General features: G+C 54.7%; 9 protein-coding genes and 1 pseudogene. 4 read left to right on the top strand and 6 right to left on the bottom strand.

The window, feature by feature from the left end; translation table 11 throughout:
* The 4 genes from PSSD_RS23230 to iolG all read left to right on the top strand — a co-directional run.
* On the top strand, positions 1-2787 hold a 2787-nt coding region (locus PSSD_RS23230), incomplete at its 5' end, for an autotransporter family protein (RefSeq protein ID WP_153011494.1).
* Positions 2788-3081: 294 nt separating this feature from the next.
* Positions 3082-4527: a sugar porter family MFS transporter gene (locus PSSD_RS23225; RefSeq protein WP_058973851.1), complete on the top strand. Its 1446-nt coding sequence runs from the start codon at positions 3082-3084 to the stop codon at positions 4525-4527.
* A 156-nt stretch (positions 4528-4683) separates the two neighbouring features.
* Positions 4684-5505, top strand: coding sequence for a TIM barrel protein (locus tag PSSD_RS23220; protein ID WP_058973850.1), 822 nt, complete (start codon positions 4684-4686; stop codon positions 5503-5505).
* 31 nt (positions 5506-5536) lie between these two features.
* Positions 5537-6547, top strand: coding sequence for a bifunctional inositol 2-dehydrogenase/D-chiro-inositol 1-dehydrogenase (gene iolG / locus PSSD_RS23215; protein ID WP_058973849.1), 1011 nt, complete (start codon positions 5537-5539; stop codon positions 6545-6547).
* A 36-nt stretch (positions 6548-6583) separates the two neighbouring features.
* Here iolG and fecE read toward each other — a convergent pair whose 3' ends face one another.
* The 6 genes and pseudogenes from fecE to fecR form a co-directional block, all read right to left on the bottom strand.
* Positions 6584-7357, bottom strand: coding sequence for a Fe(3+) dicitrate ABC transporter ATP-binding protein FecE (fecE, locus tag PSSD_RS23210; protein WP_058973848.1), 774 nt, complete (start codon positions 7355-7357; stop codon positions 6584-6586).
* Complete coding sequence (gene fecD / locus PSSD_RS23205; protein WP_058973847.1) at positions 7358-8314, bottom strand: Fe(3+) dicitrate ABC transporter permease subunit FecD; 957 nt, start codon at positions 8312-8314, stop codon at positions 7358-7360.
* Positions 8314-9300 (bottom strand): iron-dicitrate ABC transporter permease FecC, encoded by a 987-nt coding sequence (gene fecC, locus PSSD_RS23200; RefSeq protein WP_058973846.1) that lies wholly within the window; start codon positions 9298-9300, stop codon positions 8314-8316. The genes fecD and fecC overlap by 1 nt, the downstream gene beginning before the upstream one ends.
* Entirely contained in the window at positions 9297-10184 is an 888-nt protein-coding gene (locus PSSD_RS23195) for a Fe(3+) dicitrate ABC transporter substrate-binding protein (protein WP_058973845.1), read from the bottom strand. The genes fecC and PSSD_RS23195 overlap by 4 nt, the downstream gene beginning before the upstream one ends.
* A 146-nt stretch (positions 10185-10330) precedes the next feature.
* Positions 10331-12688: a TonB-dependent Fe(3+) dicitrate receptor FecA gene (gene fecA / locus PSSD_RS23190; protein ID WP_058973844.1), complete on the bottom strand. Its 2358-nt coding sequence runs from the start codon at positions 12686-12688 to the stop codon at positions 10331-10333.
* A gap of 97 nt (positions 12689-12785) precedes the next feature.
* A pseudogene (gene fecR, locus PSSD_RS23185) lies at positions 12786-13737 on the bottom strand (ferric citrate uptake sigma factor regulator FecR).
* Positions 13738-13747 lie beyond the last annotated feature (10 nt).

The following is a 13747-nucleotide window of genomic DNA, read 5'->3' as shown; positions in this document are numbered from 1 at the left end:
AGCAACATTGTGTTCCATGACGCGAATCAGGTCGGTTACCAGGCGCTTGAAGGCTTAAGCAGCATCAGCAATAGCACCAGTCTGAACACAGATGCTGAAAACATCACGTTGTTAAGCGCGGGAGGCGGCGGCAATGTCAATAATCAGGGCACCGTCACGCTCAACGGCAACAACAGCAGCGCGGTAGGGCTGACTGATGGCGGTTTACTGGTTAACAGCGGTTCGATTTCCGCCACCAAAGGCGTAGCGTTGGATGCCTCATCGGGAAGCTCAATCTATCTACAAAGTAGTGGCCATCTTTACTCCGAGGGCACTGCCGCCATTCGTGTCGGCAGCGGTGGTTCACTTAATATCATCGGAGACGGTCAAGGCGATACTTATAGCAGCTACACCAGTTCGATTGGTGCTGGCGGTAATGCAGATACCGTGCTGATCGATAACGGCGCAGCGGGGTTTAACGCTGACCATGTAGAGTTATATGGCAGCAGCAACGTAATCAATAACCGTGCTGAATCCAGCAATATCGCGTTGAATTATGCCCGCATTGATGTCAACGACGGTAACGGCATTCGTTCAGCCACCTCTTTTGATCCCGAGGGGCATGCCTACATCAACGTCAGTGGCAACGGTAATGGTATCGGCTATCTGTTTGCCAATGAGGATGGTTCAGTGACCCATAACGATCTGATGATTGGGCCAAACTATTACATCTTTGTCTCCGGCAATAACACCGGGGTACGCGCTAACACCACAGGGACGGTCACCAACGAAGGCACCATTGCGGTGTATGACCAATCGGGTGGCTCGGCGATTGTCACCAGTACCGCCAGTGAGGTGATCAACCGGGGCGGCATTATTTCATTAAGCACCGTCTCACCGATTATTGACCTGCGTGGCGGGCAGACGCGCTTTATTAACCAAGGCAATATCAGCGCTCCTTTCCCGGAAACCATCGTGGTGGCGGGAGGGGCCAGCGATGATCAAATCGCGTTACTGGCGGGGAGTGTGGTTGGCGACGTCAACACGGGCAATGGCAACGACAGTTTGCAGGTTTCGGGTGGCACACTGAATGGCAGTCTGACCATGGGTGACGGCACCAATCAGGCGCTGGTGGCTAACGTTGACCTCGCCAACACGCGTCACATCACCACCAATAATGGTGCAGGCAGCACCTTGAATTTCAGTGATATCACTGCGCGCGGCGGCTCTTTCAGCGCCGACGATCTCAGCAAAGGCACCAACCTCGGCGGTGGCTGGAGCACCATTAACTTCTACCACACTCAATGGACATTAACCGATAACCTGAAGCTGGCGCACAGCACCATCAATATCGGCGAGGGGTCGACCCTGTTTGCCGGTGATGGCGTCAATCCGCTGTTAAGTGGTGCCACGGATGGATCGCTGGTGGTGAATAATGCCGGGATGCTGGATCTCACCAATGGTAACGGTGCGCCGGGTAATACGTTAACGATCGATGGCGATCTTAATGCTGTCGGTGGTCGCGTGAAACTCAACACGCAATTAGCCAGCGGAGGAGCCAGTGATAACCTGCGCGTTAACGGCAATAGCGGCGGCACAACCTTGCTGGATGTCAAACCGCTGGCGGGTGGTGGGGCTGTTATCACGCCGGACCAGGGCATCTCGCTGGTGCAGGTCACCGGAACTGCCAGCGCCAGTAGCTTCGCGTTGGCGAATGGCTACGTGGCATCGGGTCCTTATCAATACGGGCTCTATAGCAGCACCAATGGCTCTGCATGGGATTATCGGCTGGCGAACAACTTCATCAGCGACACGGCAGGTAACGCAGTGCGGCCTCAACTCACCCCTCAAATGCCGTCCTATATTTCTGCACCTGTCGGGTTGGCCTACTACAACATGGCGGTGATGGACGATCTGCATAAGCGCTTAGGTGAGTTACGCCAGGATCAAGATAGCTCTGCAGGTAACGGCGGTGAGATGTTTATCCGCTATCTGGGCTCCAACCTGACCTACAAAACTGATCGCAGCCTGAGCCAATACGGCTATGACTTCGATCTGGATTACAGTGCGGTGCAATTAGGCGGAAATTTGATTCACCTACAGGGGGCCAACGACAGCTTACGCGCAGGCGTGGCTTACACCCGAGGTAATGCCCGTATTCGCCCGCAGGCAGCAGATGGCTATAGTTCCACCAGTATCGATAACGATACGCTGTCGTTATACGCGACCTGGCTGCGTGACAACGGCCTGTATGTGGACGGCACGCTGTCATTTGACTGGCACCGTGGCGATACCGACATTGCGCGGCAGAAAGACGTCGGCAAGTTGAAAGGTAATGGCTGGGGCGCTTCACTGGAAACCGGCTATCCGTGGCAGCTTGGCAACGGCATTCGCCTTGAGCCGCAGGCGCAGTTAATGTATTTGCTGCTCAATATGGATGACCTGGTTGACGAGGATAATACCCGTGTACGTTGGGGAAGCTACAATCAAACTATTGGCCGTGTAGGGGCGCGACTGGACCGCACCTGGCAGGATGCCGCCGGGCAACAATATACGCCTTATCTGCGTACCAGTTACACGCGTGGCTGGGGTGGCGCAGCGACGACGCAGGCCAGTGCCAACGGTAGCGCGCAGAGTGTCAGCTTTGACAGCGGTAAGTTCGGTCAGATGTGGGATGTGGGTATCGGCGGCACCGCAACCTTAAAAAGCAATGTTTCGCTGTATGCCGAAGCGGATTATCGCCAGGAGATTGACGGTAACGGAACAAAAGGCTGGCGCTACAATGGTGGCGTACGCTGGCAGTTTTAATCTGATTAACCCTTACGCTAATAGGTTTGGCGTAAGGGTTTTCTTATTCGCGCTTTGACTCCCCGCTTAATTTAAATCCACATCATCAGTCAGCGATATATTCGCTATTACCTTTTAAATCCAAAATCCAACAATACTTGATGTAAATCCATCAAAATAAAATAACCAGAATGCTTGATTTCACACTTTGAACGCAATGTTTTAAATAACAATTAACATGAAATAAAAATACCGTTAGCGTGAGATTCTGTTTTGTTCTGCTGTATTTCCTAATGCTTTTTACCAGGAGGGTTTATGGAAAAAGAACTTTATATCTCCAGTAACACCACGTCAGGTCCAAATAGTGCAACGCGTACTGAGCCATTTGTGAAGATTATTGCGCTGGTAGCAACCTTAGGCGGTTTATTATTTGGCTACGATACCGGCGTCGTGTCTGGTGCACTGTTATTTATGCGCAATGATTTGCAGCTAACGCCATTTACCACCGGATTAGTGACCAGTTCATTGCTGTTTGGTGCGGCGTTTGGTGCCTTACTGGCGGGGCACTTTGCTGATGCGCTGGGCCGCCGCAAAATCATCATCTCGCTGGCGTTTATTTTCGCCGTTGGTGCTGTGGGTTCCGCCTTTGCCCCGGACGTTGTTTCCATGATCGTCTCCAGGTTATTCCTGGGAATTGCAGTCGGCGGTGCGGCGGCGACGGTACCGGTATATATCGCTGAAATCGCGCCCGCGAACAAGCGCGGTCAACTGGTAACACTGCAAGAGTTAATGATCGTTTCCGGTCAGCTATTGGCCTATGTCTCTAACGCGACCTTTAATGAAATCTGGGGCGGTGAGCACACGTGGCGCTGGATGCTGGCGATCTCCACGGTTCCCGCGGTGCTGCTGTGGATCGGCATGATATTTATGCCGGAAAGCCCGCGCTGGCATGTGATGCGTGGCAATAGTCCTGAAGCAAGAAAAGTACTGGAGAAGACCCGTGCGGCGGAAGATGTCGAATGGGAACTGGAGGAGATAGAAGAGACGATCGAAGAGAACCGACAGAAGGGAAAAGGACGACTGCGCGATTTACGCACTCCATGGCTGCGCAAGGTGTTTCTGCTCGGTATTGGTATTGCCGCCATTCAGCAGCTTACCGGTGTGAACACCATTATGTACTACGCGCCCACCATGCTGACGGCAACGGGCTTGAGCAATGATGCAGCACTGTTTGCCACCATTGCCAATGGCGTGATTTCGGTGCTGATGACGCTGGTCGGTATCTGGATGATTGGCAAAATTGGCCGCCGCCCGTTGGTGCTGGTGGGGCAAATGGGTTGTACTGCTTGCCTGTTCTTTATCGCTGCCGTTTGTTTCTTCATGCCGGAATACCATCTGGGCGGTGAGGTCAATCTACTGCGCGCTTATCTGGTTTTAGCCGGGATGCTGATGTTCCTCTGCTTCCAGCAGGGCGCGCTATCACCGGTTACCTGGCTGCTACTGTCCGAAATATTCCCGGCGCGCATGCGGGGTATCTGTATGGGGGGCGCGGTATTTGCCCTGTGGATGGCCAACTTTGCTATTTCCATGGCATTCCCGATTCTGCTGGCGGCATTTGGTCTGGCTGGCGCGTTCCTGACCTTTGCCATCATCGGGATTGGAGGCTCACTGTTTGTGTTGCGTACTATTCCGGAAACGCGTGGGCGCAGTCTGGAGCAGGTCGAGCATTACTTCTATGAACTGTATGACGGTAAGCCATAAATGTGACGCAGATCCTGTCTGAGTGACGTTGATGTAAATCACTCAAGGTTCACGCAGTCGGAAACAAAAAGATAACTTACTATCAAAACCAGTTAATGCGTTACAGCAAAACAGAACATTTGACCAAACCTAACGTTTATTATTTCAGGAAAGATCATGACCTATAAAATAAGTCACGACCGCTTTTGCGTGAACCGCAAGATTGCACCGAATTTAACTGTTGAACAATTTTTCACATTGGTGAATGACCTTGGGATAAATAAGGTGGAAATTCGCAATGATATGAAAAGTGGCAGTGTGACGGATGGTTTGGGAGGAGAGGTGGTTCATTCTCTGACTCAACAATATGGCCTTGAAATTGAAACCATCAATGCTGTCTACCCCTTTAATCAATTAAGTGAAGAGGTGCTGGAAAAAACGCGTGGCTTATTAAAAGACGCGAGGGAAACGGGAGCGAAGGCCCTGGTGCTTTGCCCGCTTAATGACGGCACCGTTATTTCTCACCAGCAAACGATAGCAGCATTGCAAACGCTGGCACCGTTATTTGCCGAATATGGCATTGAAGGGCTGGTGGAACCGCTGGGTTTCCCCCAAAGCTCACTGCGTTCTGCCGCGCTGGCCCAGCAGTTGATCAAACAGGCCGGTGTCCCGTTCAAAATCGTCCTCGATACTTTCCATCATCATTTGTACGAGGGGGCAGAGCAGGACTTCGCCGGTGGTGTTGATGTGAGGAACATCGGTTTGGTGCATCTGTCGGGTGTCACGGACGCTCGTCCTGTTCATACCTTGACGGATGAAGAACGCATCATGCTGAGCGCTGATGATCTCTTGAAGTCAAAACAGCAAGTTCAACGTCTTGAAGAGATGGGCTACACCGGCATTTATGCCTTTGAGCCGTTTTCATCGGTGATGGATGGATGGAGCGAAGCGGATATCGCGCGTGAAATCCGCACCAGTATCGAATATCTCAACCACTAATTTCACCTGTATACAGATTAAGGAAAGAAGCATGACACTCAATATTGGTGTAATCGGCACTGGCGCTATCGGACGTGAACACATTCGCCGTTGCAGCCAGGTACTGCAAAACTCACGTGTTGTTGCTCTGAATGACATCAACCGTAGCAATTGTGAGCAGGTGATTAACGATCTGGGTCTGAAGGCTGAGATCTACGACAACGCGCATGACCTGATTAATGCCGCGGATGTGCAGGCCATTCTGGTGACCTCCTGGGGGCCGACCCATGAAGAGTTTGTGCTGGCTGCTATCAAAGCGGGTAAAGCGGTGTTCTGTGAAAAGCCGCTAGCCGTCACGGCTCAAGGGTGTAAAAACATTGTGGAAGCGGAGATCGCTGCGGGTAAAAAGTTGGTGCAGGTCGGCTTTATGCGTCCCTACGACAGCGGCTACCGCGCATTGAAAAATGTTATTGATAGCGGTGAGATCGGCGAACCGCTGATGTTGCACTGTGCGCACCGAAACCCGGAAGTGGGTGACAGTTACACCACTGATATGGCGATTACCGATACGCTGATCCATGAGCTGGATGTGCTGCGCTGGTTGTTAAAGGATGATTACGTCAGTGCCCAGGTGATTTATCCGCGCAAAACCCGTAAAGCGTCATCGCATTTGAAAGATCCTCAGATCGTGCTGCTGGAAACCGCCAAAGGTGTACGCATCGACGTGGAAATTTTCGTCAACTGTGAATACGGTTACGATATTCAGTGCCAGGTGGTGGGAGAAAGCGGAATTGCCAGCCTGCCAGAGCCGATGTCCGTGCAAACGCGCCGCGCCGCCAAACTTTCCACCGGCATCCTGACTGACTGGAAAAAACGCTTTATTGACGCTTACGATGTGGAATTGCAGGACTTCATTAATAATGTGCTGTCCGGCAACATGACTGGTCCGTCCGCCTGGGATGGCTTTGCCGCTGCCGTCGCCGCGGATGCCTGTGTTGCTGCGCAGAACAACGGTGAAATCGTAGCGATTACCATGCCGCCGCGTCCGGCGTTTTATAACTGATCAACGAGTGCGCAGTGATGCGCACTGACAGATGATTCATTCATCATGAAACAGGCACAGTGGTGCGCCGCTCAAAGGATCGGCCACCACGCTGGTACGCACGTTAAACACCTGCTGTAACTGCTGTGGCGTCAGCACCTGCGAGGGTGATCCTTGCGCCACCACGCTTCCTTGCTTGAACAGGACCAGATGGTCGCAATAACGGCTGGCCTGATTCAAATCATGCAGCACGGTGACCACGGTTTTACCCTGTGCTTTTAAGTCGCCCATTAATTTCATGAGTTCCACCTGATGATTGATATCCAGCCAGGTGGTGGGCTCATCTAATAAGACGATCGGTGTATCTTGCGCCAGCAACATAGCGAGAAACACGCGCTGGCGTTGGCCACCGGAGAGCGCCGTGACGCGCTGATGGGCCAGTTCAGTTATATCCATACGCGCCATCGCTGCCTGCACCTGCGCTTTATCACTGGCGGATACGCGCCCCCAGAAGGGCATCCACGGGCTGCGACCATAACCGACCAGCTCTTCAACGCTGATGCCTTCAGGCGTCAAATGTTGCTGCGGTAACAGGGCCAGTAAACGCGCGAGCTGGCGGGACGAAAGCGCGGTCAGGGGATCTCGACCTAGCAAGATTTCGCCCTGCTGGGGCGTTAATAAGCGTGCAAAGCATTTCAGTAACGTCGACTTGCCACAACCATTTGGGCCAAGCAGCGCGGTAATCTGCCCGGCGGGCAGTGTCACATTGATGTGATGCAGAATACGTTTGCTGCCATATCCGGCGCAGAGATCGTGAGTGCGAATGTCCATTTAGCGCATCCTTATCAGTAACCAGAAAAAACAGGGGGCGCCGAGCAGTGCGGTGATCACACCCGCAGGGAGTTCCATCGGCGGGGCGAGGGTGCGAGCGAGCAGATCCGCTAATGCCAGCAGCAACGCGCCGCCCAGCGCTGCGCAGGGCAACAGGCGTCGATGCCGCCCTCCGATGAGATGCCGTATGACGTGGGGCACCACCAGGCTAATAAAACTGATGGGTCCGCAGAGCGCGACGGCCATGGCCGCCAGTGCCACGGACAAAACTAATCCCCAGCGTTGCACCGTTCTCAGTTCCACCCCGAGCGTTGCGGCACGGGCATCGCCAAGTGCTAACAGATCGAGATCGCGACAGAAGCGCAGGCTCGCTAACAGTAACAGCGGCAAAGGCAACGCCAGTGTCACCATGCTCCAGTCACGTCCCCACAAACTGCCGGTTAACCACAGCAAGGCCATATTGACGTCCTGAGGACGAGACAGCATCAGATAATCGGTCAGGCTGGCCCAGCAGGCGGCCAGTGCGATACCCACTACCGCGAGTCGTAACGGTGCGGAGAAATCGACCAGCACGCGCAATAGCAGTAGCGCCAGGCAGCCGCCAGCGAAGGCCAGTAGTGGCAAGCCAAAGCCTGGTAATGCGGGAAACAGCAACAGAGCGGAGAGCGTGGCGAGGCTGGCGGCATGGTTAACGCCAAGGATATCGGGAGAAGCCAGGGGATTACGAATAATGCCTTGTACCAGCACGCCAGAAACGGCCAGTGACGCACCCACCAGCATCGCTAAAAACAGGCGAGGTAATCGATACTCGATCACCACATAATGCGCCTCGCTGGTGGCCTGCCAGGCTTGTCCGATCGCCGACCAGCTAAAACTCTGTACGCCCCATTTCAGGCTGCAAAGTGCGGTGGTCGTTAGCGCGACCAGCAGCAGCGAGAGCAACATGCGTGCGTTCATTAACTGCGTCTCCGTGCCAGCCAGACAAAGCAAGGCGCGCCAACCAGTCCGAGTACTACACCTGCTGGTATTTCACCGGGCCATGCCAGCCACCTGGCGGTGATATCCGCCAATAACATCAGGGACGCACCGAGCAGCATCGACATAGGCAGCATGATGCGTAGATTGTGCCCGATCCAGGCCCGTGCAAGATGAGGCACCAATAATCCAATAAAGGCGAGCGGACCCGCCACGCTGACACAGGCCCCGACCAGCAACAACAGTGACAGGCTCAGCAGCAGGCGCAGGCGAGGTAAGTTGACACCCAATGCGTGTGCGGCCTCATCGCCGACACGGAGTAAATTGAGTGACGGGGCTTGAGACAGAATCAGGGGAGTCAGGATGGCGACTACCGGGAAGAGCTGCCAAACCTGTTGCCAGCGCACGTGAGCAATGCCCCCAGCCAGCCAGTAAAGCACACCAAAAGCGTGATCGTCTGACAGCAACAGCGTGACGCGTGTCAATGCCATGCAAAAGGCGGACAGGGCGATCCCCGCAAGAATTAATCGTTGGCGATCCTGATGCTGGGCGCTTCCTCGCCCGGCGGCACTGACGCAAAGCCAGCTGAGTCCGCCGCCGCAGGCCGCGATCAATGACAGCGGGTAGCCAGCTAAGGCTATCGGACTCCACACCGAGGTCAGTGCAATAGCGAGCGCGGAGCCGCTGTTAATTCCCAGTACAGATGGCGAGGCCAGCGGGTTATGCGTCATCACTTGTAACAGCGCACCGGCCAGCGCCAGGCTGGCACCGAGCAACATCGCCACCAGGGTGCGCGGCAAGCGCAGGTTGAACACCAGCGCTTCCGCCATGCTGTTTACTTCGCCCGGCAACAACGCCCTTACCGCGGCGGTCGCGGGAATCGGTATGGCGCTGAAACTCACCAGGCTAAACCAAAAGGTCAGGCTGAGTAGCAAAAGACTCAGCCACCATCGTAGCGAAGCAGTCATGGCGCAGTGAAAATAGTGACAGCGTCAGTTGCGATCTTCTCAGCGGCAAATAAACCCCGTGCTCGCGCCCAGCTATTGCTGTCTACGGTGCGGATATGGTGCAACCGTTCTGCGTTCATCAGGCTCCACAAGGGATCGCGCTGCCAGTTTTTGATAATGCTTTCATCACGATAATGCGCCACCAGCAGCCAGTCAGGATTTTGCGCCAATAACTGTTCAAGACTTAACACCGTCATCGGCGCTTGATTAATCGGTTGCGACACTTTTAAACCCAGCGCCGTCAATACCCCCCCGGTGTAACTGGCTGCCGAGTGTAAGGTGAACTGATTTTCGCGTGAGGTACCAAACATCACCGAGGTACCAGCAGGGAGTTTCGCTGCGGCGGCCTGCATGCGTTGTTGATGAAGTGCCAGCCGCTGTTGCATTTCTGCGTTTTTACCCACCACCTCGCCGATGATTGCCGCTGAATGCAGGTTTTCCTGATAGGTTTCGTTACGTGATTGCAGCAGTAAAACCGGTGCGATGCGCTGCAAGGCCGCATAGATGGTGGCGTGACGACTGCTGTCCGCGATGATGAGATCGGGATGGAGTGCGCTAATCGCTTCAAGGCTGGGTTGACCGCGCAGACCAACGGATTGCCAGGGTTGCAGCTTTGCGCGCACTTCAGGAAACAGACGCTGAGGGTCATTGTCATCTGCGATGCCAACCGGGCTGACATCGACGGCGGCGAGGGCATCAGCGAATGATAATTCCAACACCACAATGCGCTGCGGTAGGGTGTTGAGGGTAAAGGTACCCTGTTGATCCTGCACCGTGACCGCGTGGGCGGTGCTGGCCAGGACTATAAGACTCACCAGCGACAACCATCGTAAACAACGGAACATCTGCATAACTCCATAAAATTGCGCTGGCCGCCATAAATGGTGACCCTACGGGTTTGCTATGTGGTCGCCATAAATGGCGACCTTACGAGAATGGATACGGTTTTCCGTAGGGTGCGCATTGATGCGCACCTGGAATGACAAACAACTCAAAACTTCACAGAACCCTGCACATAAATTGTGCGCGGTTGTCCGGCGTACAGACCTTTGTTGTTGTCATCATAAGAACGGGTGAAATAGTCTTGGTCGAAGATGTTTTTCACACCGACGGCCAGGTTGAGATGGGCCATTTGTGGGCCGAAGTCATAGTTCGCACGCGCGCCCCACAACATAAATCCGGGAATACGGCCGGTACTGCCGTCGGCGCTCTCCTGCACGGTATTGGCGTTATCAGCAAACTGGCTGGACTGGAAATCACTGTTGAGGTTGAACGTCCAGTTACCTGGCTTGTAATCAACGCCCAGCGTGCCTTTCTGGCGCGGTGAGAATGGCACCTGGTTTCCGTAGGTATCACCTTTCTCGCGGATCTCCGCGTTCACATAGGTGTAGCTGGCGTAAACCGAGACGTTTTCCAGCGTAGGGGTAAGATCTGATAAGTCATAACGCACCTGGCTTTCAAGACCGGTGTGGCGGGTTTTACCGCGTGCAGTGACGGAATCGTCGGTTTGATTGGAGTCGTACTGGTTGTTGAAGTTAATCAGGAACAGTCCCATTTCTGCGGTCAAGGCGCCATCTTCATAGCGCGTACCCAGCTCCCAGGTACGTGCTTTCTCCGGCTCTACGCTGCCACTGTCCACCGCTTTGCCAATCTGGCTGTACTGGACGGTGCCGAATGATCCTTCGGTATTGGCGTAGAGATTCCAGCTATCGGTCAGGTGGTAGAGTACGTTAAGCGCGGGAAGTGGCGCGTTGTAGCTGACATCCTGCTGTGTGCCTTTGATCGCGTTGCGCTGATAGGAGCTGATATGTTCAAAACGCATGCCCGGCGTGATGGTCCAGTTGCCGATATCAATGCGGTCATCCAGATAAAACGCGTGGGCTTCGGTACCCGATCGGGTATCGCGATCGTACGGACTCGAAGTAGAAGGCAACTCGCCGCTGCTGGTCGGGACGAAGTAGCGCATTTCATGTCCGGACTCGCTGACGTAGCGATAACCCACACCCACCTCATGCGCTGAGGAGCCCAGGGTAAAACTTTGGCTGTAGCGAGGCTCAATGCCACGCACATAATATTCGCGCGGAGAGAGGGTAATATTGGCTTTTTGCTCCAGATAGCCGCTGCGCAGCGTATGGGTGAAGAAGCCTAGCACATTGAATTTGTGCTGTTGGTCGGGTTGGAACTGATAACCCACGCTCGCCAGCTGGCGACGGCCCCAGAAACGATCGTAAGGGCGTGTGGATTGCCAACGGTCGGCGTTGTAATCGGCGCGGCTTAAACCACCGGGCATGTTGGCTTCACCATCGTAGTACTGCAACAGGCTGGTGAAGGTATGCACTTCATTCGGCGCATAGCGGCTTTTCAGCATCACATCATCGATGCGCGTTTCACTGTGTTCACGCCAGTCGCTGCCACGCGTGCCGGAGTAAAGCAGCGCGGTGCCAAAACCGTTATCTGCGGTACCGCCCACCAACAGATTGTGGGTTTCTTTCGGGTTGTTCTGCGAGGACGTGGGGCTAAGTTGACCTTCGACGCCGGCTTCTATCCCGAAATCCTGCGGGATAGCGCGAGTGACAAAGTTCACCACGCCGCCCACGCTTTGTGGCCCATAACGCACGGCACCCCCGCCGCGCACTACATCAATGGCATCCATGTTGCCAAGTGAAACCGGGGCCAGCGACAGCTGCGGTTGTCCGTATGGCGCAAACGGCACCGGAATGCCATCCATTAACACGGTGGAGCGGCTGGCAAGGCGTGGATTCAGTCCACGAATACCAAAGTTCATCGCTAGATCATGGCTGCCGGTACCATTATTTTCGGGCGCATTCACACCTGGTATGCGGTTCAGCACGTCACGCATGGATGTCGCACCATTTTTAGCGAAATCCTCGCGACGAATCACATCACGCGCACCGGGGTGTTCAAACACATCAGACTCACGCGCGTCGCCCAACCAGTCGCCCACCACCGTCAGGCTCGGTTCACCAGGTGCAGCAGACACCGTTTTAACCGTCCAGACGCCAGCGCCGAGTGAACTGGCTTGCAAATCACTGCCGCTCAGCAGTGCAGCAAAGCCGCCATCAATCGCGTAATCGCCCTGTAAGCCAGGGCTCTGTTTGCCGCGCGTCAGTCGCGCATCCAACGACAGCGTAATGCCCGCGGCGCTGGCAAACTGGTTCAGAGCCGCATCCAGTGGGCCAGCCGGAATGGCGTAGTGTGCGGTGGCAGTGGCCGCCTGGGCAAATCCCGGGGCAACATAAACCAGAGGTAACAAGCTAAGGCGAATCGCCATCACCAGCGGGCTGGCTTTCGAAAGCGCGCGCAGTGATGAGGCACGTGAAGCAGTCATAACATCTCCAAAAATTATCATTGTTTTGGTGTATTTAGAGATAAGTCGTTTGAGGGGAGGAAAAGGGACAATCGTCTGGGCGTTTTTTTAAAAAAAATTAGCGCGTTTTGACGGTGACCCAGTAACGCGTCACGCGTTGTAGTGATATCGGCAGCGTTTGCTGTAAGGCATTGAGCGCCACATCGGTTTTTAACAGGGGAAAAGTGCCACTGACGCGCAAATTGGCGACATCAGGATCGCAGCGAAGTATGCCTTGACGATAACGCGCCAGTTGCTCAATCACCTCTGCCAGTGGTCGGTCACTGACGCTGAGCCTGCCGCCGGTCCACTCCATGCGTGCAGGGACATTCTCGACGGCACCAAAGGATTGCGCACTGAAACTCAACATTTGCCCCTGCTGGACGGTAAGACGTTGCTCAGGCTGGCCCGCCAGACGCACCGCAACCGCATGTTGGCTGACGAGCAGCAGAGTGCGATCGATTTGCTGTTCCACACTGAATTCGGTGCCCAGTGCGGTGAGTTGTCCTTGTGGCGTATACACGCGCAGCGGGCGTTGCTGCACGTCTTTGCCGCTAGTGATGGCCAGTTTGCCAAACAGTAATTCGATGCGACGTTCGTTATCGTCATAGCGAACGTTGGCAGCAGACGCCGTATCAAGGGTGAGCAAACTACCGTCGCTGAGCGGGAACTGCCGAATTTCGCCCTTAGCAGTGTGATAGTCTGCGCGCAATCCGGTGGCGCTGTCACTGTGCCACCACTGCCAGCCCGCACCGGCACCGATAGCCAGCAACAGTCCTTTGAGCACGTGACGCCGCGTCAGTTGTGAATCGCGCAGTGCCTGGCTGGCCACATTGCCCGGCATGGTTTGCATCTGTTGCCTGAGGCTTTCAAACCTGTTGCCACGCCCACTGATTATCATGATTCGCATCGACCCATTGCTGCCATTTTTCTTCCTGCTGCGGGCTGACGCGTTCACCGCTGAGGAGGGCGTACCAGTGTGATGCATTACGCAGTGCCTGGCGCTGTTCGGTGGTAAGCGAGGTGGACATTCAGAAACCC

Source organism: Type-D symbiont of Plautia stali (assembly GCF_001485335.1).
GTDB classification, from domain to species: domain Bacteria; phylum Pseudomonadota; class Gammaproteobacteria; order Enterobacterales; family Enterobacteriaceae; genus Pantoea; species Pantoea vagans_C.
This window is presented reverse-complemented; position numbering and strand designations above follow the sequence as displayed.

What these genes read in the sequence shown, in the direction of transcription:
- PSSD_RS23225 (WP_058973851.1), top strand. Translation starts at nt 3,082, where the DNA reads ATGGAAAAAGAACTTTATATCTCCAGTAACACCACGTCAGGTCCAAAT.
- fecD (WP_058973847.1), bottom strand. Translation starts at nt 8,314, where the DNA reads ATGAACGCACGCATGTTGCTCTCGCTGCTGCTGGTCGCGCTAACGACC.
- fecA (WP_058973844.1), bottom strand. Translation starts at nt 12,688, where the DNA reads ATGACTGCTTCACGTGCCTCATCACTGCGCGCGCTTTCGAAAGCCAGC.
- PSSD_RS23220 (WP_058973850.1), top strand. Translation starts at nt 4,684, where the DNA reads ATGACCTATAAAATAAGTCACGACCGCTTTTGCGTGAACCGCAAGATT.
- fecC (WP_058973846.1), bottom strand. Translation starts at nt 9,300, where the DNA reads ATGACTGCTTCGCTACGATGGTGGCTGAGTCTTTTGCTACTCAGCCTG.
- iolG (WP_058973849.1), top strand. Translation starts at nt 5,537, where the DNA reads ATGACACTCAATATTGGTGTAATCGGCACTGGCGCTATCGGACGTGAA.
- fecE (WP_058973848.1), bottom strand. Translation starts at nt 7,357, where the DNA reads ATGGACATTCGCACTCACGATCTCTGCGCCGGATATGGCAGCAAACGT.
- PSSD_RS23195 (WP_058973845.1), bottom strand. Translation starts at nt 10,184, where the DNA reads ATGTTCCGTTGTTTACGATGGTTGTCGCTGGTGAGTCTTATAGTCCTG.